Raw genomic sequence first — 22,202 nt, 5'->3', positions numbered from 1 at the left:
GAGTGCGAAACAATGTACGCCTTTAAAATTGCTTGTGTAGTGCCTACTTATAATAACAAAAATGATCTTGCCCGACTGTTAGACTCTCTGGACATGCAAAGTGTCCATGCGGATTTGTTTATTGTAGACTCCAGCTCCCACGATGGAACAGCAGAGCTTGCGCATTCCCGCTGTAATAATGTGCATACCGTCCAAAGTAAAGATTTTAACCACGGCGGAACCCGCCAACTTTTGGTAGACCTCAATCCAGGCTACGATATTTATGTATTTCTAACGCAAGATGCATATTTAGAAGATCCACACGCAATCGAAAAGCTGGTGTCCCCCTTCGTAGATGATGAAGTAGGTGCAGTTTGCGGCAGGCAACTATCTCATTTAGACGCAACCCCTTTAGCTCAACACGCCAGAATATACAATTATCCATCAGCATCAAAAATCAAAGAGATGGCCGACGCATCAGAACTTGGCATAAAATGTGCTTTTATGTCCAATTCTTTTGCTGCGTACCGGTACAAAGCTTTAAAAAGCGTTGGAGGGTTTCCTACTCACGTTATTTTTGCTGAGGATATGTACGTAGCTGCGAAAATGCTATTGTCTGGCTGGAAAATTGGCTATGAGGGTGATGCCTGCTGCCGCCATTCCCATAACTATTCATTAGTAGAAGAGTTTCGCCGCTATTTCGACATGGGTGTATTTCATGCAAGAGAGCCTTGGATTCGAAAATCTTTTGGAGGCGCTGGGGGAGAAGGATTTCGCTATGTTAAATCAGAACTAAACTATTTGAAATCCCATCACTCATCGTGGATACCAAATTCCATCGTACGTAATATTATTAAACTGGCCGCATACAAAGTCAGTCAGTTTGAAAAGTTTATGCCGTTATCGCTAAAGAAAAAGTTAAGCATGTATAGACGGTATTGGGATAGTCCTTTTGCCAATAGATATTGAATAATTGTATCTCCGCCGATGCAGAGCAATTTAGTCTAAATTTACTTACCATGGTAACTCAAGCAGAACTCGACAAAATTATGGCACCAAGAAATTTATGTCGTATTAATTCCACGTTTTTTGTGGTGTTTTAGCACGCTTATATTTTTTAAAAACTGCTTCCTTTAGAGCCGAGAGCAGCTCCGCCATTTCTTGTCACTTCACCTATCGAAAACCATAACACCTGATATTCAAAAGTTTTTAACTTAAGCATCGCTGACTACCGAGGTAGTCTCGGTTGGATAGAATTCAAAAGTTCCGATTAGGTGATATGTTTATTAGAAATTCTAGGGCTTTCGCTTGCAGAGCTACCCTTCGGTCCCTTACCATGCTATCCATCTACGAATCAATTATTCTCCCGCAAAAGGACTTCCCTATGAACAAGCTTCTCGCCTCCGCTCTGATGGTCGCCCTCAGCACCTCTGCAATCGCTGCCGAAGCCCCAGTCAAGTCGACTGCCCCAGAAAGCACAGCTGCTGAAACCTCCTTGACCACCGCTGCCGAAACCGGTTTGATCGGTGGCGTGAGCACTGCCGTTGTCGTAGGCGCAGCCGTAGCCGTGGTAGCCGGTGGCCTTGCCCTATCAAACAGCGGTGGCGGTGGCAGCGGCTCGGGCGGCACCACCGGTACTACTGGCACCACCGGTACTACTGGCACTACCGGTACTACCGGTACTACCAACTAAATCTTCCTGAAGATTTAGCTCCCCTCAACCACCCAGAACCGTCTGGGTGGTTTTGTTTCGATCAGTATTTTCAAAGCGTCGTCCCATCATGATTCGTAGCACTTCACTTGCGCTGCTTGCGGGCTTTGCCCTGCAAGGCTGTATGTTTTCACCTGGCCAAAATATGGACACCAGTCAACTCGTGCGGGACGGTTCGCCTGAGAGCAGCCGAGTGGAGTTGATCCCGATTACGCCAAAGCTCATCGCTCAAAACGTTGCCACTCAGGTTAAATCCTCCGTGCCAGCAGAACTTTTAAACTATAAACCAGACGCCTACCGCATTGGCGCTAACGACGTGTTGTATATCACCGTCTGGGATCACCCTGAGCTGACCGCACCTTCTGGCGCTCAGCAGCAGATCGACGCGAACGGACGCTTGGTTCGTCCAGATGGCACCCTGTTCTATCCTTATGTAGGCAACATCCAAGCTGCTGGCAAAACTATTGAAGAATTGCGCAAGCAGATCTCCGACAGCCTGGCTCAGTTTATTGAAAGCCCGCAGGTCGACCTCAACGTGTTGCGCTTCGCCAGCCAGAAAGTTGTCGTCACCGGCGCAGTACTCAAAGCTGGCCAACAGCCTGTCACTACTTCGCCATTGAGCGTTCTAGAAGCCATTGGTACCGCAGGGGCAGATCCGTTGAACGCAGACCTTTCCGGTCTGGTGTTGACTCGTAATGGCCGGGACTATGTTTTGGATCTGGACGCATTGAACAGCCAAAACTCGCAGTTGCAGGACGTGTACCTTCAAGGCGGCGATCAGCTGTTCCTTCCGTACAACGACCGCAAGAAGGTCTACCTGATGGGCGAAGTCAACGTGCCTCGCGCTGTCACCTTCAAAACGAGCCGGCTGAATCTCGCTGACGCAGTCGGAACGGTAGGTGGCCTTAATCAGACCACCTCCAACGGTAATGCGCTTTACGTGATCCGAGGCGCTGAAAACCTGGAAACAGAACCCGCCAAAGTCTTTCAATTGGACGCACAGTCGCCTACAGCCTTTGCGCTGGCTACTCGCTTTGACCTCCAACCGCAAGACATCGTCTACGTTGGCCCGGCCGGCGTAACTCGCTGGAATCGCTTGATCAGCCAACTGTTACCTTCGGCCAGTATTCTGGGTACCGGTGCTGCTTCGATGAACAACGTAAGCGAAGCCCAGTCCCGATAAGGCGAAGTCGACTCGTGAAAATCCTGCGTAACCTTGCACTGCTGGCGCTGCCAGCGGTGTTGTCTGGCTGTAGCCCGCTGATGTCGGCCTCCATCGATACCTTCAAAGCGTCCTTCCAAGGGGCTAAATCAATCGACCTGACACAAGCTCAAGTCGACGCCCTGCCCTACGCGCAAATCCAGGTCACGACACCTTCCAGTGAAGGTGTTATGGCACTTGCGCGCCAGCGCGGTGAATTGGAGTTCTGGATCGCTTCGGGCAAGCAAACCCTTCTGATGCGCAACGGCTTTGTGGTCCGCAGTATCGGTTTGCTGGGTGGCACAGACGGCACACGCTTCGACGGCGAATCTCCGTTCAAACGCGGTTTGCATCAGTTACCAGACGACTACACCAGCACCCGCTGGATTGACCTGTATGAAGGTCAACGTACCGGGCTGCCAGTTCATAGTCGTTTTGTTCGCAAGTCGCTGGAAACCGTAGAGATCCTGGATAAAAAGTACGAACTCCTGCGCATTGATGAGCGCATGAAAATCCCGGACCTGGGCTACAGCGCCACGAATCGCTACTGGGTTGACCCCTCCAATGGCGTCATCCAAGTCAGCGTGCAACACCTCAGCCCGGACCTTACCTTGAGAGTCATGCGCTTGCCTAAAACCCGGGAGGTTTCCCGGTGAACATGAAGAATTTGATAGGGGCAGCTGTGCTACTTGCCTGCCCGACACTGAGCCATGCGGCTGTCACCGTCAGCGGTGATGTACTAAAGCCCGGTCAGTACGAAATGGCTGCAGATGCTCGCCTACTCGATGTTGTTCTCCCTTCCCGCCCTAATGCTGAGAGCTACTGGCTCGCCGCGACCTGGCTGCACAAACCAGAGCTGGAGAAACAACAACGCCTTAAGGTTGGTGTGCTGTTCGACCTGAAGATGGTCGAGCGCGGCGCATTGCTGGACGGTAAAGAGAGTCGGGCTGCACTTGCCGCTCGCCTGTTTGACGAGGTTAGCCGGTTGCCGGTGACCGGTCGCAAGGTCGCCATGCTGGACCCAATTGCCCTGGAAGTTTCGTTTGCCCGTAACTATTTGCTTGCCGATGGTGATCAGTTGATCTACCCCACCCGCCCCAGCACAGTCGAAGTGCTGGGCGCCATAGGGGAGCCTTGTGAAGTTGCGTTTCGCCCCATGCTGCAAGCTCGTGATTACCTGGAAAGCTGCACCGTGCTCAAGGATGCAGAAGGCGATTACCTCTGGCTCATCCAACCCTACGGTGAAGTCCGGCGCATCGGCAATGGCGGCTGGAACCGTGAAGACGGCGCTATCGTTGCCGCGGGCAGCAAGATTCTGGTCCCCATCAAAACCAGCGACATTGATCCGCCTACGCCTGACTTGAACCAGCAATTGGCCGAGTTTCTTGCCACCCAACCGTTGGCGGAGATGGCCCGGTGAAGTTTCGTATTGCTGCTGTACTGATTGTTCCCTGTGGTTTGGCTCATGCAGAGCCGCAGTACACCCAAAGTGATTTTGGGGGTGTAGGCCTTTTACAAACGCCTACGGCGCGCATGGCGCCCGCGGGTGAGTTGAGCTTTAACGCCAACCGTACCGACCCCTATAGCCGATACAGCTTTTCGTTGCAGCCGTTCGAGTGGCTCGAAGGTTCTTTCCGCTATACATCGGTCAGCAACCGTGACTACGGCCCTTCTTCACTCAGCGGTAGCCAAAGCTATAAAGACAAGGCGGTCGACGTCAAAGCCAGGCTATGGCAAGAGAGCCATTGGCTACCTCAAGTAGCGCTGGGCTTTCGCGACATTGGGGGTACTGGTCTTTTCTCCAGCGAATACTTTGTTGCCAACAAACGCTATAAAGAGCTCGACTTCAGCTTGGGCCTTGCCTGGGGCTATATCGGTAACCGCGGTGATTTGGACAACCCGCTGGGGTATCTCGATGATCGATTTGATACCCGCCCAGCGCCGACCGGAACGGGTGAGGCCAACACCGACAGCTATTTCAGAGGCTCGCCTGCCCTTTTTGGCGGTGTGACGTACCAAACCCCTTGGAAGCCCCTGAGCCTCAAGCTTGAGTACGAAGGCAACGATTACCAGAAAGAGCCGCAGAACAACAATCAGATCCAGGATTCACCGGTCAACTTTGGCGCGGTGTTCAAGGTGGGCGACTCGGTTGATCTGAGCGCTGCCTGGGAACGTGGCAACACCGCGATGTTTGGTATCACCGTCCATACCAACTTCGTTAGCCGAAAGGCGCCTGCCAAGACCTTCGACCCGCCAGCAGAACCTCTGCCCGCCAAAGCACCGACTACTGCGCCCGACCAAGTGGATTGGGCAGATGTTTCTTCGCGCTTGAAGAAAAACGCCGGCTACAACGTCGAACGCATCACCCAAAAAGGCGACGAACTCCTCGTCTACGGCGAACAAACCAAGTACTACTACCCTGCTAAAGGCGTAGGCCGGGCCAGCCGCATCCTCGACAACAGCGTGAACGACGACATCAAGTGGTTCACCGTGGTCGAGGACAAATACGACATGGCCGTCGAAGAAATCAGCGTGCCTCGTGAGCAGTTCCGGGCCGTGGTCAACAACGACATGGACCTGAAAGACCTGCACCGCACCAGCGAGGTCAATCGACCAGTGCCGCATACCGAAACCACGCTTTACACCCAAAAGCGCGATGCCTTCGACGGCGGTTTTGGCTTGGGCTACAAGCAGAACATCGGTGGCCCGGACGGCTTCATCATGTACCAGGTGTCGGCCGACTACGGTGCGGAATATCGCTTCACGCCCAAAACGTGGCTCAGCGGCAGCGCAAGCCTCAACTTGCTGAATAACTTCGATAAATTCCAATACGACGCCCCTAGTAAAATGGAACGCGTGCGTACTGACCTGCGTAAGTACGTAACAACTTCCGATATTACTATGCCATCACTTCAATTGAACCATGCAGAGCGTTTGGATCAAGATTGGTATGGCATGGTATATGGTGGCTATTTAGAATCAATGTTCGCCGGCGTCGGTGGCGAAGTTCTTTATCGCCCAATGGGCCAACGTTGGTCCGTCGGTGCAGACTTGAACTATGTTCGCCAACGCGACTTTGATCAGGGCTTTGGCTTGCGGGATTACAAGACAGTGACCGGCCATATCACTACTTATGCTGACTTGGGCTATGACATTACCAGCGCCGTCAGCGTCGGTCGTTACCTGGCCGAGGACTGGGGCACCACCATCGACCTGTCTCGCCTGTTCAACAACGGCGTTCGGTTCGGCGCCTGGGTCACCCGTACCACCGCTTCGGCTGAGGAGTTTGGCGAAGGTAGCTTCGACAAAGGCATCTACATCTCGATCCCATTCGACGAAGTGTTCTCTGTTTCGACCCTACGCCGTGCCAACATGGTCTGGGCACCGCTGACGCGTGACGGTGGCGCTCGCCTGAGTCGCCAGTACAGCCTGCAGAACTTGACGGACGGGCGTTACACCGATTTGTTCTACACCAACTTCGAGAAGATTACCGAGTGATTAACCTATTCAAACGGATAGCCGAACTTCCATTTTGGATGCGTTCGGCCATTTTTATCGTTGTGAGTCTGGTGCTTTTGGATGCGGGCTTACGCCCGCAACCCATTCCTCAGGTTTTTGATCAGGAAGATAAGCTCCACCATCTGGTGGGGTTTATGGCGTTGTCGTTCACCTGTGTGCTGGCCTTTCCCAGGATTCGTTTGCGCTGGGTCGCCTTGGGCTGCCTGGTCATCGGTATTTCCATCGAAGCCGCGCAGGGGCTGATGCCGCTGCGCACTGCCTCCCCCTACGACATGCTCGCCAATAGCGCGGGTGTTTTGTTAGGCCTTCTGACCGCTTGGCGGATGGTGCGATAGAGTCCACATATTTGAGAAGTCTTCTTGAATATTCGGGTGACGCCATTAGTTCGTCGCGGTATAGTCCGTGTCACAAAAAGAAACGACCTTTAGGAAACGCAGAGTTTTTACTCTCACTGGCCTCCCGGCCGGTTAATTCCTGCCTCTGAACTTCTGCCCCATCAACAGCGCAAATCCATTGCGTTGCGAGGAGTTGCACGGCGCCCTAAAGTTTCTGTTTAGACATTTTTTTGACGAGCTTCGGCAACAAGTTTCTGACACCCGCTAATAGATTGATTGGCAAACGCCAACTGAGGCTTATTTCGTGCCCCGCTCCAAACGGAGCGCCCGATATATAGCGGTTGGTAATCGGAAGATAACGAAAGGGAATTCCGCCATGGTTCACGTTCGTGTAAATCGTAATCGCGTTCACAAAGGGCTGACCTTCTGGACGCAATGGGCCTTGGCTATTGCCATGACCACCGGGCTGCTGTTTGTGCTGGCCTACAACCAGGATGGCGAGATCGACTCGGCCTACCGGGTGTTGGCGGTGCTCACGCTGCTCGGCTCGGTGCCGGCGTATTCGATGATGCAGGTGTATCACAAGCGCTTGGGCTATTTGTCGGGCCTGGCACGTTTGCTGTGTGGGTGGCTCATTACCCTGGGCGGCATGGCGGTGATCGGCTTTATCAGCAAGACCAGCGAGACGTTCTCCCGTGAAGTGATTCTGTTGTGGGCTTCCCTCGGTTATGTGCTGCAGGCGTTGCTGTACGTTCCGATGCACTGGCTGGCGCGCTACTACAGCAACCGCATCAGCAACCGTCAGAAGATTTTGATCGTTGGCACCAACGAGTTGGCCGTCAACCTGGCCGACAAGCTTGCCAAGGTTCAGGACGCGCCGCTGGTAGGCCTGGTGGGGTCGAGCACTGATGAGATCGCCTTCAGCAACACTCACCGGATCGTGGGCCAGCTGGAAGAGCTGCGTGAGCTGATTGCCACCCATCGCATCAGCCGCCTGTATATCGCCCTGTCCCTCAAGGATGCCGAGAAGATCGAAGAGCTGTACATCGACCTGCTCGACTCCAGTGTGGATGTGGTGTGGATTCCAGATTTCAACAGTTTGACCCTGCTGAACCACTCGGTCAGTGAGGTGGATGGCCTGGCGGCGATTCACTTGAACGAAAGCCCGCTGACCAGTTACCCGACTGCCGCCTTGAGCAAGGCTGTGCTGGACCGCGCTATTGCGCTGGTGACGATTGTGACGATCAGCCCGGTGCTGCTGGCGATTGCAGCGGCGATCAAGTTCACGTCTGAAGGGCCGGTGCTGTTCAAGCAGAAGCGCACGGGCTGGAACGGCAAGGTGATCAAGGTTTGGAAGTTCCGTTCGATGTATGTGCATGACGACACCAAGGTGACCCAGGCCAGCCGTACGGACTCGCGCATTACCCCGGTGGGGCGCTTTATTCGCCGCACCTCGCTGGATGAGCTGCCGCAGTTCTTCAACGTGCTGCAGGGGCATATGGCGCTGGTAGGGCCGCGGCCGCATGCGGTGGCGCATAACAACTACTACTCGGACAAGATCATCGCCTACATGGCCCGCCATCGAATCAAGCCGGGGATTACCGGGTTGGCTCAGGTCAGCGGCTGCCGGGGCGAGACCGAGACGATCGAGAAGATGCAGAAGCGGGTTGAGATGGACCTGGACTACATCAACAACTGGTCGTTGTGGTTGGATTTCAAGATTCTGTTCAAGACGCCGTTTACGTTGTTGTCGAAGGATATTTATTGAGGGTTTGGCGTTAGGTAGCGTTGAGGCTTTGATTCGCGGGCAAGCCCGCTCCCACAGGGGTTGTTGTGGGGGTGGGCTTGCCCGTTTTGGTTTTTGGGCTGTAGCCGCTGCCGATAGGCTGCGACCGACCTGTAGCCGCTGCCGATAGGCTGCGATCGCCCTGTAGCCGCTGCCGATAGGCTGCGACCGACCTGTAGCCGCTGCCGATAGGCTGCGATCGCCCGCAAAGCGGGCGCAGAGTCGGATCAGGGGAGCCCGCAGAATTCGGAAAAAATCGTACGCTAAGCATTCGGCCTGCTCTTAATTGAGTGCTGCCGTGTAGATTTGTGATAACGTGAATACACGTATTACATAGGAGCCTTAGACATGGCCACTTCCATTCGCTTGGCACCCGAAACCGAGCAGCGCCTAGATTTTTTGGCGACCAGCACCGGGCGTACCAAGGCGTATTATCTGCGCGAAATCATTGATCATGGCCTGACTGACCTTGAGGATTACTACCTCGCGGCTGAAGTCCTGGAGCGTGTCCGTAAAAATACAGAGGTAGTTCACTCTGCTGCGGACGTAAGGAAAGACCTTGGCCTGGACGATTGATTACACCGACACGGCCAAAACACAGTTGCGGAAGCTCGACAAGCAGTCAGCGAAGCGCATTCTTGACTTTATGGATGAGCGGGTGTCCAGCAGGGATGATCCGAGAACTACTGGCAAGGCGCTTACAGGCCCATTGGGTGGCTTGTGGCGGTATCGCGTAGGAGACTTCCGGGTAATCTGCGAGATTCAGGACGGTGCCTTACGGATACTGGTTGTGCAGCTTGGCAACCGTCGAGAAGTTTACCGCTGAAACCATCGTAACCCGCTGTCACGTCCAGTTGAAGTACACCCTTGCCTGACGTCAGGCGAGCCACCCGCCCCGCGTCAGAGTAGGGCCGCCTCCTGCATTTCCTGACGCTTCGGCGTCAACCTCTATGACCTCAACCTGACAGGCCGCATGCTTAGCGTACGATTTTGTCCGTTTTCTCTATCGTCCCCGATCAGCGCACTGGCGCCCCATTCGGGCCGCATCGCAGCCTATCGGCAGCGGCTACAGGTCGGTCGCAGCCTAGCGGCAGCGGCTACAGCGATCGCAGCCTGACGACAGCGGGTGTGTCAGCTAGTTTTCTGAGCGGTTTTGATTTGGGAGGCATTCATGGCATTGGCGCAATTGGCCTTGTACGGCGGTATCACGGTCATGCTGCCCGCCGCGCTGGTGATCGCTCTCTGGGCCTGGCGTGCGGGCTCCAGGGCTGCGCTGGCCTTGTGGGGCGTGACGCTGTTTTTGGCTTACGCCGTGGTCGGTGGCAGCAAGATTTTGTTCAAGGGCTGGGGCATCGGGATTGAGTCTTTGAATATCGCGGTTATCAGTGGGCATGCGATGAATACCACGTTGATGACCACGGTGGCGGTGAGCCTGCTGGCGCAGCAGGTCCGGGCCAAGTGGCGCTGGCCGGCTGTGGTGGTGGGGCTGGTGGCTTGCTGGTGGTTTTCGATTATGTGTGTGGCGCCGTTTATTCATCCGGTGTCTGAGGCGATTGCCGGGGCGGCGGTGGGGTCGGTGGCGGCGTCTGGGTTTGTTTATCTGATGGGGCGCCTGCCAAGGCGGCGCATTGCTCCGGGCCTTTTGGCGGTTGGGCTGGTGTTTATTGGGTTGAATACGATGACGACCAAGTACACGGCCGAGCGTGCGCTGGATAAGGTGGCGGTGATGCTGTCGGGGCAGGAGAAGGCGTTCAAGCAGCCTAAATGGCGGGTTGGCTCGTAAACGCTAGAAGCAACTGTTTGCGCGGGCTTGTGGGAGCGTGCTTGCCCGCGAACGGCCGCGGCGCGGTATGCCTGGGGCATCGCGGTGACGCTATTCGCTGGCGAAGCCCCACACAATCAAAAGCCCATTGGGCGCCTTTTGCAACGTGCCATTTTCTGTGAGATCGGCGTTATTAGCCTTGGTGGTTCGGCTTTTGATTTTTGTGGTTTCGGTGGGGATTGCGCGTGGCTGGCAACTCCAATCTCACAGGCCATGGCACGTTGCAACCGATGTAGGAGCGACGGGGGCGCCTAGCCCTTGGTCGCGATGCGCCGCGCGGGCGGCGCTCGATCTCAAGAGCAAAGGAAAAACCAAGGCAGGCACCTCGTGGGGGTCATGCGATCTGTTGGCAGGCACTCTGCGGTTCTCCCTGGGAATGAAGGGAGAGAGACCGTTTCAAGGTCTCCAGGCGCTTGCCTTGGGTTTTGCGCTGTTGCCCAAATCGAGCGCCGCCCGCGCGGCGCATCGCCGGCTAAAGCCGACTCCCACATTTTTTGCAACGTGCCATGGCCTGTGGGGTGGGGGTTGTTAGCCTTGGTGGTTCGGCTTTGGATTTTTGTGATTTCGGGGGGGCGCGTGGCTGACAACTCCACTCTCACAGGCCATGGCGCGTTGCAACCAATGTGGGAGCCGGCTTTAGCCGGCGATGCGCCGCGCGGGCGGCGCTCGATCTCAAGAGCAAAGGAGAAACCAAGGCGGACACCATGTGGCTCATGCGATCTGCTGACAGGCACTCTGCGGGTTCATCACCCTGGGAATGAAGAGAGGAAGGCCCTATCAAGGCCTCCAGGCGCTTGCCTTGGGTTTTGTGCTGTTGCCCAAATCGAGCGCCGCCCGCGCGGCGCATCGCCGGCTAAAGCCGGCTCCCACATTTTTTGCAACGTGCCATGGCCTGTGGGGTGGGGGTTGTTAGCCTTGGTGGTTCGGCTTTAGATTTTTGTGATTTCGGGGGGGCGCGTGGCTGACAACTCCACTCTCACAGGCCATGGCACGTTGCAACCAATGTGGGAGCCGGCTTTAGCCGGCGATGCGCCGCGCGGGCGGCGCTCGATCTCAAGAGCAAAGGAGAAACCAAGGCGGACACCATGTGGCTCATGCGATCTGCTGACAGGCACTCTGCGGGTTCATCACCCTGGGAATGAAGAGAGGGAGACCGTATCAAGGCTTCCAGGCGCTTGCCTTGGGTTTTGTGCTGTTGCCGAGATCGAGCGCCGCCCGCGCGGCGCATCGCCGGCTAAAGCCGGCTCCCACATTTGTTGCAACGTGCCATGGCCTGTGGGGTGGGGGTTGTTAGCCTTGGTGGTTCGGCTTTAGATTTTTGTGATTTCGGGGGGGCGCGTGGCTGACAACTCCACTCTCACAGGCCATGGCACGTTGCAACCAATGTGGGAGCCGGCTTTAGCCGGCGATGCGCCGCGCGGGCGGCGCTCGATCTCAAGAGCAAAGGAAAAACCAAGGCAGGCACCTCGTGGGGCTCATGCGATTTGTTGACAGGCACTCTGCGGTTCTCCCTGGGAATGAAGGGAGGAAGGCCGTATCAAGGCCTCCAGGCGCTTGCCTTGGGTTTTGTGCTGTTGCCCAAATCGAGCGCCGCCCGCGCGGCGCATCGCCGGCTAAAGCCGGCTCCCACATTGGTTGCAACGTGCCATGGCCTGTGGGGTTGGGGTTGTTAGCCTTGGTGGTTCGGCTTTGGATTTTTGTGGTTTCGGGGGGGCGCGTGGCTGACAACTCCACTCTCACAGGCCATGGCACGTTGCAACCAATGTGGGAGCCGGCTTTAGCCGGCGATGCGCCGCGCGGGCGGCGCTCGATCTCAAGAGCAAAGGAAAAACCAAGGCAGGCACCTCGTGGGGGTCATGCGATCTGTTGGCAGGCACTCTGCGGTTCACCCTGAGAATGAAGGGAGAGAGACCGCATCAAGGCTTCTAGGCGCTTGCCTTGGGTTCTGCGGGGTTGCGTAAATCGAGCGCCGCCCGCGCGGCGCATCGCGACCAAGGCTCCTATGTATGGACTCGCCCCCACTATCAACCCGCTTTTGAACACTGCTACCCGGCTGCATCTATGTATAAGGCCTACTCGAGGAAGCCTGATCGGCTTCTGGCCAACATTCAATAAGCTCGCGGTATGCCAATTACGTTAAGGCCTCAAGGGCCAGTAGGAGCACAGGCATCAATCCGCGACGGTCTGACCTGGGGTCAATGTTCTTTAGCAAGGGTTGGAGCGCTTTAACGCCCCGGTGGCAGAACTCTGTGGATCAGTGACTCATCGTCGCCTCCTGGACATTGCCCATGTGGCGACGATAGGTCTGCTCGGTTTTCAGTAATACCCAGACGATGCGTAGGGTACGGTTGGCCAATCGGACGGCCGTTTCCTTGCGACCCAAGCGACACAGCCAGCGCAGCAAGCGCCGGTCATCGGGTTGTTCCGAATCAGGCCGCACCTGTCTCAAGACCGCATGCGCGCCCTGGATCGCCAGGCTGCGTAGGTAGGCGTCGCCCTGCTTGCTCATCTTGCCCAGCCGGATTTTCTGTCCGCTGCTGTGCTGAGTGGGCACCAAACCAAAGTAGGCGGCAAACTGGCGTGCGTTGGCGAAGCGCTCAGGCTCGACCTGCTTGGCCAGCAGCGCGGTGGCGATGATCGGACCGATGCCACGCACCGTCATCAACCTTTTCGCCGTCTCATCCTGCTGTGCGGCCGTTTCCAGTCGGCCGGTCAACACGCTGACGCGCTCGCCCAACTGGCTCCATTCGCCGAGCAGCTCAGCAATCAGCTCGCGCAGCAGATCCGGCAGCGGCTGGGTGGCATCCTCGAGTATCCGCGGCACCACCCGGCTGATCGCCGCCTCACCTTGCGCCAAGGCCACGCCATGCTCGAGCAGCAAGCCACGCATCTGATTACCCATGGCCGTGCGCCGCCGCACATAGCCCTGGCGGGCGCGATGCAGTGCCTGCATGGCCAGCGCCGCGGCACTTTTGACCGGCACTGAGACAATCCGACTATCTCGACCCGCCCGCAAGATCGCATGTGCATCGTTGCGATCATTCTTCGGCCCGCTGCGATGATCGGCCACATGCTGCGCAGGCAGGATCCGCACCGGGTTGCCTTGGGCCTGCAGCAACCGCGCCCATGCCTGAGCGCCTGGGCCTGTTTCCATCAGCACCATGACGCTCATGGGCAGTTGGCGAAGAAACGCCTGGAAGGCTTCGCGCGATTTGATTCGGTCCTCGTACACCACTTGGCCCAGGGCGTTTTCCCCGGCCACCTGGAAGACCCTCTTGGCAAGATCTACCGAGACGGTCGAACAGGTTGCTAGGTCGGCTGAAGACAAAGAGTGATTGTTGGTCGTATGCTTTTTCATGGGCTCGCCCTCGCTGTCGTTGGCTTCTTTATAGATGCCACCGTGGCGCATAGACGCCTCGGTTGGGGCGAGTCCATGTAATTACATTCGTTGCAACGTGCCATTTTCTGTGGGATCGGCGTTGTTAGCCTTGGTGGTTCGGCTTTGGATTTTTGTAGGCTCGGTGGGGTTTGCGCGATTGCGCGTCGCTGGCAACTCCACTCTCACAGGCCATGGCACGTTGCAACGTGGGAGCAGTGGTCCGGCATTCCGGCTTGCCTGCGAATGAAGTCACTGCCCCAACAGCTTCGCTGGCAAGCCACACACATGAAGCATGGCTGCAGTTTCCACATGTGCATGGCTGCAGCTCATCCATGAGCATGGCTGCTCGCAGGAGGGAGACTGATGTTCTGCCTCCACGAAATCATCTGATTTATTGATAATTAACATCCAAAATAACCGCTAATCTATCAATCCATTCACCTATAGCATGGCGCCCATATCAACCTGATTGAGGGTCTACGTCTATGTCTTCGTTTCGAAAAGTGCTTGGCGTGCATGTGGGTCAGCCAACATCCGATGGTGCCGGGGTTCGGCTCACTCGCGTGTTTGGTGGCCAGGGTGTGGAGCGGTTCGATCCGTTTTTGATGCTCGATGAGTTCGGCTCGGAAAATCCCGATGATTACATCGCCGGTTTCCCACCGCACCCGCACCGTGGGTTCGAGACCATCACTTATATGCTCGAAGGCCGTATGCGCCATGAGGACCATCTGGGCAATGTCGGCCTGCTGGAAGGCGGCGGTGTGCAGTGGATGACGGCGGCACGCGGGATTATCCATAGCGAGATGCCCGAGCAGGAAGAAGGCGCCATGCGTGGCTTTCAGCTGTGGCTGAACCTGCCTGGCAAAAACAAGCTGGGCAAGGCTGGGTATCGGGATATCCAGCCGCATGAGATTCCGCGCCTGACCACCCCGGGTGGGGTTGAGGTGGTGGCGATTGCCGGTACCTTTGATGATGGTCAGGTGCAGCAGGTGGGTGTGGTGCAGCGGCCGGACACTGAGCCGCATTTGTTTGACTTGGGACTGGCGGCGGGTGGTGTTGTGACGCCGCGTTTGCCTGACGGGCATCGGGTGATGTTGTATGTGTTTGAGGGGGCCATTGAGTTGGCGGGGCATCCGCAGGCGATCGAAGCTGGTCGTATGGTACGCCTGGGGGATGAGGGTGAGTTGCGTATCAGCAGCCCGAATGGGGCGCGGGTGTTGTTGATTGCGGGCAAGCCGTTGAATGAGCCGATTGTGCAGTATGGGCCGTTTGTGATGAACACCCGTGAGGAGATCGAGCAGGCCCTGCGCGATTTTCGTGATGATCGGTTGACGGCGTGACCATTGATGGGGGGACTGTGTGGGACAGTCCCCTGTGGGAGCTGGCCTGCCAGCGAATGAAGGCAACGCAGGGTGTCAGACATCCTGCGGCGGCTGCATTCGCTGGCGATTTTCGTGATGATCGGCTGCTGTAGGAGCAGAGTTTACTCGCGATAGCATCACCACGGTTTGCCTGATATACCGTGGTGTGGCCATCGCAGCCAAGGCTGGCTCCTACCTGGGAATGAGGCGAGGCCGGTACATTAGGGGTGAGGTAACCCCAGAAAGCGGCAAATCTCCTCGTTCTTGGCCAGCGCATCTCGCCGCCCCAGTTCGATCAATTCGCTGCAATACCCCGCCTCGAACAGTAAATAACTCAGCACCCCTGCCCCGCTGGTTTTGGTCGCGCCCGACCCGCGCAGAAACAGTCGCAACGCGGGCGGCAGTTCGCTGCGGTGGCGGGCGGCGATTTCGTCCAGGGGTTGGCTGGGGGCGATGACCAGCACTTCTACCGGGGCGATGCCCAGCGGTTTGGGGTGGTCCTGGGGTGGGATCAGTTGGCTGAAGTGGTTGAGCCGCTGCAGCAGTTCGATGTCGTCTTCCAGGCTGTCGATGAAGGTGCTGTTGAGCATGTGGCCGCCGATTTTCGCCAGGCTCGGCTGTTGGCCGCTGAATACACGCTGGCGGGGCTCGACTTGGTCGGGGCCGCGAGGGTTGCCGCTGACGCCCACTACCAGCACGCGGTTGGCGCCCAGGTGCAAGGCTGGGCTGATGGGGGCGGATTGGCGCACGGCGCCGTCGCCAAAGTATTCCTGATCGATTTTGACCGGCGCGAACAGCAGCGGGATCGAGGCGCTGGCCAGCAGGTGCTCGACCGACAGTTGGGTCGGTACGCCGATGCGGCGGTGGCGCAACCAGGGGTGGATGGCGTCTTTGCCTTGGTAGAAGGTGACGGCGTGGCCGGATTCGTAGCCGAAGGCGGTCACGGCCACGGCGCGCAGGTGCTGGTTGTGGAGGGCCTGGTTGATGCCACCGAGGTTCAGGTGGGTGTCCAGCAAGGTGCGCAGTGGGGAGCTGTCGAGCAGGGCCACGGGCAGTTGCCGGCCGATGCCAAGCAGGCTGTGGCTGACGAAGCGGCTGGCCTGGCGAATCACGCCGGGCCAGTCGCTGCGCAGCACCAGGTGGCTGCGAAAGCCTTCCCAGAAGTCGGTGAGGCGGCGGATGGTTTCGGCGAAGTGCATGGCGCCGCTGGCCAGTGTCACGGCATTGATGGCGCCGGCCGAGGTGCCGACGATCACCGGGAAAGGGTTGGCGGCGCCGGGTGGCAGTAGATCAGCGATGCCGGCCAGTACCCCGACCTGATAGGCCGCCCGGGCGCCGCCGCCGGAGAGGATCAGGCCTGTGATGGGGTGTATGCCGGGCATGCGAGGGCCTCCCTGGCGTCAGATCACCTGTAGATAGCATTTTGACCCTGTAGCCGCTGCCGTCAGGCTGCGATGCGGTCCGTCAGGGCCGCTAATGCGGATCTTAGATCGCTGCGCCCGCTTTGCGGTGGTCCGGCATTCCGGCGATCGCAGCCTGCGGCAGCGGCTACAGCGTCCGACACAATCTTGTAGCCGCTGCCGTAGGCTGCGATCGACCGCGAAGCGGGCGCCCCTATCGGGCCGCATCGCAGCCTACGGCAGCGGCTACAGGGCCGCGCTCGGTCATTAGCGGCGTTTCTTGTCGTACAGCTTAGGCGCCCCCGGCGGGCGTGATTTGAAGCGTCGGTGTGCCCACAGGTATTGCGCTGGGCATTCGCTGACGGATTCTTCGATCCACCGGTTGATGCGCAGGCAGTCGGCTTCTTCGCTCTCTCCCGGGAAATCCTGCAGCGGCGGGTGGATGACCAGCCGATAGCCGCTGCCGTCCGCCAATCGTTCCTGGGTGAAGGGAATGACCCGCGCCTTGCCCAAGCGGGCAAATTTGGTGGTGGCGGTGACGGTGGCCGCTTGGATGCCGAACAGCGGCACAAAAATACTCTGCTTGGCGCCGTAGTCCTGATCCGGTGCGTACCAGATCGCTCGGCCGTTGCGCAGAAGCTTGAGCATGGCGCGGACGTCTTCGCGCTCTACCGCCAGTGAGTCGAGGTTGTGGCGTTCACGGCCGCGGCGCTGGATAAAGTCGAACACCGCGTTGTTGTGCTCGCGGTACATGCCGTCGATGGTGTGTTTCTGGCCCAGCAAGGCAGCGCCGATTTCCAGCGTGGTGAAGTGCAGGGCCATCAGGATGGCACCCTGCCCTTCTCGTTGGGCGGCTTGCAGGTGTTCCAGCCCTTCGATGTGCGCAAGCTTTGCCAAACGGGCCTTCGGCCACCACCAGCTCATGGCCATCTCAAAGAACGCGATGCCGGTGGAGGCAAAATTTTCTTTCAATAAACGCTGCCGTTCGACGAACGGCATGTTTGGGAAGCACAGCTCCAGGTTGCGCGCCGCAATTTTGCGCCGCTCACCGGCCACGAGGTACATCAATGCCCCCAATGCACGGCCGATCAACAGCAAAACAGGGTATGGCAGCTGGATGACCAGCCATAGCACCCCCAGCCCCAGCCAGAGCGGCCAGTAGCGCGGGTGTAGAAATGAACGGTTAAAACGCGGGCGATCCATTACAGATTCCGAGCAGGTAACATGGCCGCGCATTCTACAACGGTTCGACGCGGGTTGCGGCTTGTGGGCGTTCTCGTTATAAGTCACGGCGACTTTTTCGTTACAAGCTGCTTGATGCCGACCATGAGCCAAACCGAATTGCTAGACCAAGATCCCGTGTTCCAGCTTAAGGGCAGCATGCTCGCCATTACAGTGCTTGAGCTGGCCCGCAACAACCTGGAGGGCCTGGATCGCCAGTTGGCGGCCAAGGTCGCCCAGGCGCCGAACTTCTTCAGTAACACGCCTTTGGTGTTGGCGCTGGACAAGCTCCCCGCCGGGGAAGGCGCCATCGACCTGCCGGGGATGATGCGCATCTGCCGCCAGCACGGCTTGCGCACGCTGGCCATCCGCGCCAGCCGTATCGAGGACATCGCCGCGGCGATTGCCATCGATTTGCCGGTGCTGCCGCCCTCCGGTGCCCGCGAGCGGCCGCTGGAAGTGGTCGAGGTGGTGGAGAAAAAGCCCGAACCAGCGCCCGAGCCTGCCATCAAGCCCACCCGTGTGATCACCACGCCTGTGCGCGGCGGCCAACAGATCTATGCTCAAGGCTGCGATCTGGTGGTGGTGTCGTCAGTGAGCCCCGGTGCGGAACTTCTGGCCGATGGCAATATCCATGTGTATGGCGCCATGCGCGGTCGAGCCCTGGCGGGTGTCAAGGGCAATACCCAGGCCCGGATTTTCTGCCAGCAAATGACCGCTGAGCTGGTCTCCATTGCCGGGCAGTACAAGGTTTCCGAAGATCTACGCCGCGACCCATTGTGGGGGGCCTCGGTGCAGTTCAGCCTGTCTGGTGACGTGTTGAATATCACCCGTCTTTAACGGATACTGCCGCCTTTTTCCGCGCAATTTTTAGTTAATGTTGCCATTTTGTATTTTTTGGGACTGATCGTCCTTTTTTCTTTAGGGGTGAAACACCTTGGCCAAGATTCTCGTGGTTACATCCGGCAAGGGTGGTGTGGGTAAGACCACCACCAGCGCCGCTATCGGTACCGGCCTCGCGCTGCGTGGCCACAAAACTGTAATAGTCGACTTCGACGTCGGCCTGCGTAACCTCGACCTCATCATGGGCTGCGAGCGCCGTGTGGTTTATGACTTCGTCAACGTCGTCAATGGCGAAGCCAACCTGCAGCAAGCCCTGATCAAAGACAAGCGCCTGGAAAACCTGTTCGTGCTGGCCGCAAGCCAGACCCGTGACAAGGATGCGCTGACCCAGGAAGGCGTTGAAAAGGTCCTGATGGAACTGAAGAAAACCTTCGAATTCGTGGTCTGCGACTCGCCGGCCGGTATCGAGAAGGGTGCACACCTGGCCATGTACTTCGCTGACGAAGCCATCGTGGTGACCAACCCTGAAGTGTCTTCGGTACGTGACTCGGACCGCATGCTGGGCCTGTTGGCTAGCAAATCGCGCCGCGCCGAGAACAGCGAAGAGCCGATCAAGGAACACCTGCTGATCACCCGCTACAACCCCGAGCGCGTCAGCGCAGGCGAGATGCTGGGTGTTGAAGACGTCAAGGAGATCCTCTCGGTGGCCCTGCTGGGCGTTATTCCTGAGTCCCAGGCGGTCTTGAAGGCTTCCAACCAGGGCGTGCCGGTGATCCTTGATGACCAGAGCGATGCGGGCCAGGCCTACAGCGACACCGTCGACCGCCTGCTGGGCAAAACTGTGGAGCATCGGTTTTTGGACGTGGAGAAGAAAGGGTTCTTCGAGCGCCTGTTCGGAGGTGGTAAAAAATGAACCTTTTTGACTTCTTTCGTGCCAGCAAAAAAGTAAACACCGCTTCGGTGGCGAAAGAGCGTCTACAGATCATCGTGGCGCACGAACGCGGCCAGCGCAGCACCCCGGATTACCTGCCAGCCTTGCAGAAGGAATTGGTAGAAGTGATCCGCAAGTACGTGCAAATCGAGAGCGACCAGGTTCAAGTCGCCCTCGAGAACCAGGGCAGCTGCTCGATTCTGGAACTCAACATCACCCTGCCTGATCGCTGATTGGCACACCCCTGCCCATGGTGGCCATGGTGGGGGATGTATGGATGTGGGAGCTGGCTTTGCCAGCGAATAGCCTCAACACAGATCCTGAATCTGTAGTGCGGCTATTCGCTGGCAAAGCCAGCTCCCACAGTTGTTTTGCATTTCCACAGTTATTTTTGCACTCCACAGTTGTTTTGCATTTCCACAGTTATTTTTGCACTCCACAGTTGTTTTGCATTTCCACAGTTATTTTTGCACTCCACAGTTGTTTAGTATTTCCACAGTTGTTTTGCATTGCCCCATTGTTCAGTATCCGAGACGATTTCAATGCCGTTGTCGAACATCCGTGTCATTCACCAGGACCCCGCGTTCCTGGTCATCGACAAACCCACCCTGCTGCTGTCCGTCCCCGGCCGTGCCGAGGACAACAAGGACTGCCTGATCACTCGCCTGCAAGAAAACGGCTACCCCGAGGCGCTGATCGTTCACCGTCTGGACTGGGAAACTTCCGGCATTATCCTGCTCGCCCGCAACCCGGACGCTCATCGCGAGTTGTCTCGCCAGTTCCACGACCGCGAAACCGAGAAGGCCTACACCGCCTTGTGCTGGGGCAGCCCGGAATTGGACAGCGGCAGCATCGACCTGCCCCTGCGCTACGACCCGCCGACCAAGCCTCGACATGTGGTGGACCATGAGTTCGGCAAAAACGCCTTGACCTTCTGGCGGGTGGTGGAGCGTTGCGGCGATTACAGCCGCGTAGAGCTCACCCCGATCACCGGCCGCTCGCACCAGTTGCGGGTGCATATGCTGTCGATTGGGCATCCGCTGCTGGGCGACCGTTTGTACGCCCATGAACAAGCCTTGGCGGCCCATGAGCGGCTTTGCCTGCACGCCTGCATGCTCGGCTTCACCCACCCGGTGACCGGCGAGCGCCTGAAATTCGAGTGCCCTGCACCGTTCTAGACCGTGGCGCCAGGGTAGGAGCCGGGTTTACCCGCGATGGCCACACCGCGGTATACCTGGATGACCGAGGTGAGGCCATCGCGGGTAAACCCGGCTCCTACAGCAGGTCCACCCCCAATCCCGACCCAATACGGTAAACTCCCGCCATTGCTGTCTGGAGCCACCTATGCGCGATGTTTTGAATCAAGGCCTGATCGATTTTCTCAAGGCTTCTCCTACCCCCTTCCACGCCACCGCAAGCATGGCGCTGCGCCTGGAAGCCGCCGGCTACCAGCGCCTGGACGAACGCGACAGTTGGAATACCAGCCCCGGTGGGCGCTATTACCTGACCCGCAACGACTCGTCGATTATCGCTATCAAGCTGGGCCGCCATTCGCCGTTGATCAACGGTATTCGCCTGGTCGGCGCCCACACCGACAGCCCTTGCCTGCGCGTCAAGCCGCAGCCCGAGCTGCAGCGCCAGGGCTTTTTCCAGTTGGGGGTCGAGGTGTACGGCGGCGCACTGCTGGCGCCTTGGTTCGACCGCGACCTGTCGCTGGCCGGCCGTGTCACCTTCCGCCGTGACGGCAAGGTCGAAAGCCAGCTGATCGACTTCAAGGCGCCAATTGCGATCATTCCTAACCTGGCCATCCACCTCAATCGCACCGCCAACGAAGGCTGGATGATCAACCCGCAAACCGAGCTGCCACCCGTGCTGGCCCAGGTGGCGGGTGATGAGCGAATGGATTTCCGCGCTCTGCTGACCGAGCAACTGGCCCGTGAGCATGGCCTGAACGCCGACGTGGTGCTCGATTACGAGCTGAGTTTCTACGACACTCAAGGCGCTGCCGTGATTGGCCTGAACGGCGACTTCATCGCCGGCGCTCGCCTAGACAACCTGCTGTCGTGCTACGCCGGCTTGCAGGCGCTGCTCAATGCCGAAGGCGACGAAACCTGCGTGCTGGTCTGCAACGACCACGAAGAAGTCGGCTCTTGCTCGGCTTGCGGCGCCGACGGCCCGATGCTGGAGCAAACCCTGCAGCGCCTGCTGCCGAACGGTGACGACTACGTGCGCACCATCCAGCGCTCGCTGCTGGTGTCGGCCGACAACGCCCATGGCGTGCACCCCAACTATGCCGATAAGCACGACGCCAACCACGGGCCCAAGCTTAATGCGGGGCCGGTGATCAAGGTCAACAACAACCAGCGCTACGCCACCAACAGCGAAACTGCAGGCCTCTTCCGCCACCTGTGCATGGCGGTGGAAGTGCCGGTGCAAAGCTTTGTGGTACGCAGCGACATGGGTTGCGGCTCGACCATCGGCCCGATCAGCGCCAGCCACCTGGGCGTGCGCACGGTCGATATCGGCCTGCCGACCTTTGGCATGCACTCGATTCGCGAGCTGTGCGGCAGCCAGGACCTGGCGCACCTGGTCAAAGTGCTCGGCGCGTTCTACGCCAGCCACGACCTGCCCTGATCAGACCCCGTAGGAGCTGACCTTGGTCGCGATGGCCTCACCGCGGTCTACCTCAGACACCGCGGCGATGCCATCGCGAC

The 22,202-nt window shown here is 58.0% G+C and carries 20 protein-coding genes; 17 read left to right on the top strand and 3 right to left on the bottom strand.

The annotated features are described in order from the left end of the window. Window positions 1-12: 12 nt before the first annotated feature. The 11 genes from AC3IX4_RS06930 (at window position 13) to AC3IX4_RS06880 (ending at window position 10,314) form a co-directional block, all read left to right on the top strand. Window positions 13-948: a glycosyltransferase family 2 protein gene (locus AC3IX4_RS06930; protein WP_489259840.1), complete on the top strand. Its 936-nt coding sequence runs from the start codon at window positions 13-15 to the stop codon at window positions 946-948. A 415-nt stretch (window positions 949-1,363) separates the two neighbouring features. After that, on the top strand, window positions 1,364-1,672 hold the full coding sequence (locus tag AC3IX4_RS06925; protein ID WP_489259839.1) for a hypothetical protein: 309 nt from the start codon (window positions 1,364-1,366) through the stop codon (window positions 1,670-1,672). Between the two features lie 88 nt (window positions 1,673-1,760). Then, window positions 1,761-2,873 (top strand): polysaccharide biosynthesis/export family protein, encoded by a 1,113-nt coding sequence (locus tag AC3IX4_RS06920; protein WP_489259838.1) that lies wholly within the window; start codon window positions 1,761-1,763, stop codon window positions 2,871-2,873. Between the two features lie 14 nt (window positions 2,874-2,887). Next, window positions 2,888-3,547 carry a YjbF family lipoprotein gene (locus tag AC3IX4_RS06915; RefSeq protein ID WP_489259837.1) on the top strand — a complete coding sequence of 220 codons (660 nt, stop codon included), beginning with the start codon at window positions 2,888-2,890 and terminating at the stop codon, window positions 3,545-3,547. Then, a complete protein-coding gene (locus tag AC3IX4_RS06910; protein ID WP_489259836.1) occupies window positions 3,544-4,311 on the top strand; it encodes a capsule biosynthesis GfcC family protein in 768 nt (255 codons plus the stop codon). Before AC3IX4_RS06915 ends, AC3IX4_RS06910 begins: the two co-directional genes overlap by 4 nt. Further along, the gene (locus AC3IX4_RS06905; protein ID WP_489259835.1) at window positions 4,308-6,389 is read left to right on the top strand and encodes a YjbH domain-containing protein; all 2,082 of its coding nucleotides are present in this window, start codon (window positions 4,308-4,310) and stop codon (window positions 6,387-6,389) included. Before AC3IX4_RS06910 ends, AC3IX4_RS06905 begins: the two co-directional genes overlap by 4 nt. Then, on the top strand, window positions 6,386-6,745 hold the full coding sequence (locus AC3IX4_RS06900; protein ID WP_489259834.1) for a VanZ family protein: 360 nt from the start codon (window positions 6,386-6,388) through the stop codon (window positions 6,743-6,745). Before AC3IX4_RS06905 ends, AC3IX4_RS06900 begins: the two co-directional genes overlap by 4 nt. A gap of 376 nt (window positions 6,746-7,121) precedes the next feature. Then, on the top strand, window positions 7,122-8,513 hold the full coding sequence (locus tag AC3IX4_RS06895; RefSeq protein WP_489259833.1) for an undecaprenyl-phosphate glucose phosphotransferase: 1,392 nt from the start codon (window positions 7,122-7,124) through the stop codon (window positions 8,511-8,513). 366 nt (window positions 8,514-8,879) lie between these two features. Continuing rightward, window positions 8,880-9,107, top strand: a complete 228-nt coding sequence (gene relB, locus AC3IX4_RS06890; RefSeq protein ID WP_005730594.1) for a type II toxin-antitoxin system RelB family antitoxin — start codon at window positions 8,880-8,882, stop codon at window positions 9,105-9,107. Continuing rightward, window positions 9,091-9,357 carry a type II toxin-antitoxin system RelE family toxin gene (locus tag AC3IX4_RS06885; protein WP_005730593.1) on the top strand — a complete coding sequence of 89 codons (267 nt, stop codon included), beginning with the start codon at window positions 9,091-9,093 and terminating at the stop codon, window positions 9,355-9,357. The genes relB and AC3IX4_RS06885 overlap by 17 nt, the downstream gene beginning before the upstream one ends. Window positions 9,358-9,702: 345 nt before the next feature. Then, a complete protein-coding gene (locus tag AC3IX4_RS06880) occupies window positions 9,703-10,314 on the top strand; it encodes a hypothetical protein (RefSeq protein ID WP_489259832.1) in 612 nt (203 codons plus the stop codon). 2,293 nt (window positions 10,315-12,607) lie between these two features. On the opposite strand, the gene AC3IX4_RS06875 is transcribed toward AC3IX4_RS06880, so the two are convergent. Continuing rightward, entirely contained in the window at window positions 12,608-13,711 is a 1,104-nt protein-coding gene (locus tag AC3IX4_RS06875; protein WP_489261185.1) for an IS110 family RNA-guided transposase, read from the bottom strand. 506 nt (window positions 13,712-14,217) lie between these two features. Between AC3IX4_RS06875 and AC3IX4_RS06870 the strand changes: the two genes are divergently transcribed. Further along, window positions 14,218-15,072, top strand: coding sequence for a pirin family protein (locus tag AC3IX4_RS06870; RefSeq protein WP_489259831.1), 855 nt, complete (start codon window positions 14,218-14,220; stop codon window positions 15,070-15,072). A 242-nt stretch (window positions 15,073-15,314) separates the two neighbouring features. Here AC3IX4_RS06870 and AC3IX4_RS06865 read toward each other — a convergent pair whose 3' ends face one another. Together AC3IX4_RS06865 and AC3IX4_RS06860 are read right to left on the bottom strand one after the other, a co-directional pair. Further along, window positions 15,315-16,475: a patatin-like phospholipase family protein gene (locus tag AC3IX4_RS06865; protein WP_489259830.1), complete on the bottom strand. Its 1,161-nt coding sequence runs from the start codon at window positions 16,473-16,475 to the stop codon at window positions 15,315-15,317. A gap of 285 nt (window positions 16,476-16,760) precedes the next feature. Next, the gene (locus AC3IX4_RS06860; protein WP_489259829.1) at window positions 16,761-17,696 is read right to left on the bottom strand and encodes a lipid A biosynthesis lauroyl acyltransferase; all 936 of its coding nucleotides are present in this window, start codon (window positions 17,694-17,696) and stop codon (window positions 16,761-16,763) included. Window positions 17,697-17,819: 123 nt separating this feature from the next. Here AC3IX4_RS06860 and minC point away from each other — a divergent pair, with 123 nt between their 5' ends. The 5 genes from minC to AC3IX4_RS06835 all read left to right on the top strand — a co-directional run bounded on the left by minC (window position 17,820) and on the right by AC3IX4_RS06835 (window position 22,122). Next, window positions 17,820-18,554, top strand: coding sequence for a septum site-determining protein MinC (minC, locus tag AC3IX4_RS06855; RefSeq protein WP_489259828.1), 735 nt, complete (start codon window positions 17,820-17,822; stop codon window positions 18,552-18,554). A 97-nt stretch (window positions 18,555-18,651) separates the two neighbouring features. Further along, window positions 18,652-19,470 (top strand): septum site-determining protein MinD, encoded by an 819-nt coding sequence (minD, locus tag AC3IX4_RS06850; protein WP_489259827.1) that lies wholly within the window; start codon window positions 18,652-18,654, stop codon window positions 19,468-19,470. Continuing rightward, window positions 19,467-19,721 (top strand): cell division topological specificity factor MinE, encoded by a 255-nt coding sequence (minE, locus tag AC3IX4_RS06845; RefSeq protein WP_489259826.1) that lies wholly within the window; start codon window positions 19,467-19,469, stop codon window positions 19,719-19,721. Before minD ends, minE begins: the two co-directional genes overlap by 4 nt. A 309-nt stretch (window positions 19,722-20,030) precedes the next feature. Then, window positions 20,031-20,666, top strand: coding sequence for an RluA family pseudouridine synthase (locus AC3IX4_RS06840; RefSeq protein ID WP_489259825.1), 636 nt, complete (start codon window positions 20,031-20,033; stop codon window positions 20,664-20,666). A 166-nt stretch (window positions 20,667-20,832) separates the two neighbouring features. Beyond that, complete coding sequence (locus AC3IX4_RS06835) at window positions 20,833-22,122, top strand: M18 family aminopeptidase (protein WP_489259824.1); 1,290 nt, start codon at window positions 20,833-20,835, stop codon at window positions 22,120-22,122. Window positions 22,123-22,202: the final 80 nt, after the last annotated feature.

The organism is Pseudomonas sp. KH_021 (genome assembly GCF_057838865.1).
The sequence above is the reverse complement of the archived record's forward strand: the minus strand, read 5'-3'. Positions and strand labels throughout refer to the sequence as shown.

Excerpts from the sequence above, each read along its gene's own strand:
- AC3IX4_RS06930 (WP_489259840.1), top strand. The coding sequence starts at position 13 with ATGTACGCCTTTAAAATTGCTTGTGTAGTGCCTACTTATAATAACAAA.
- AC3IX4_RS06925 (WP_489259839.1), top strand. The coding sequence starts at position 1,364 with ATGAACAAGCTTCTCGCCTCCGCTCTGATGGTCGCCCTCAGCACCTCT.
- AC3IX4_RS06920 (WP_489259838.1), top strand. The coding sequence starts at position 1,761 with ATGATTCGTAGCACTTCACTTGCGCTGCTTGCGGGCTTTGCCCTGCAA.
- AC3IX4_RS06895 (WP_489259833.1), top strand. The coding sequence starts at position 7,122 with ATGGTTCACGTTCGTGTAAATCGTAATCGCGTTCACAAAGGGCTGACC.
- relB (WP_005730594.1), top strand. The coding sequence starts at position 8,880 with ATGGCCACTTCCATTCGCTTGGCACCCGAAACCGAGCAGCGCCTAGAT.
- AC3IX4_RS06880 (WP_489259832.1), top strand. The coding sequence starts at position 9,703 with ATGGCATTGGCGCAATTGGCCTTGTACGGCGGTATCACGGTCATGCTG.
- AC3IX4_RS06875 (WP_489261185.1), bottom strand. The coding sequence starts at position 13,711 with ATGAAAAAGCATACGACCAACAATCACTCTTTGTCTTCAGCCGACCTA.
- AC3IX4_RS06870 (WP_489259831.1), top strand. The coding sequence starts at position 14,218 with ATGTCTTCGTTTCGAAAAGTGCTTGGCGTGCATGTGGGTCAGCCAACA.
- AC3IX4_RS06865 (WP_489259830.1), bottom strand. The coding sequence starts at position 16,475 with ATGCCCGGCATACACCCCATCACAGGCCTGATCCTCTCCGGCGGCGGC.
- AC3IX4_RS06860 (WP_489259829.1), bottom strand. The coding sequence starts at position 17,696 with ATGGATCGCCCGCGTTTTAACCGTTCATTTCTACACCCGCGCTACTGG.
- minC (WP_489259828.1), top strand. The coding sequence starts at position 17,820 with ATGAGCCAAACCGAATTGCTAGACCAAGATCCCGTGTTCCAGCTTAAG.
- minE (WP_489259826.1), top strand. The coding sequence starts at position 19,467 with ATGAACCTTTTTGACTTCTTTCGTGCCAGCAAAAAAGTAAACACCGCT.
- AC3IX4_RS06840 (WP_489259825.1), top strand. The coding sequence starts at position 20,031 with ATGCCGTTGTCGAACATCCGTGTCATTCACCAGGACCCCGCGTTCCTG.
- AC3IX4_RS06835 (WP_489259824.1), top strand. The coding sequence starts at position 20,833 with ATGCGCGATGTTTTGAATCAAGGCCTGATCGATTTTCTCAAGGCTTCT.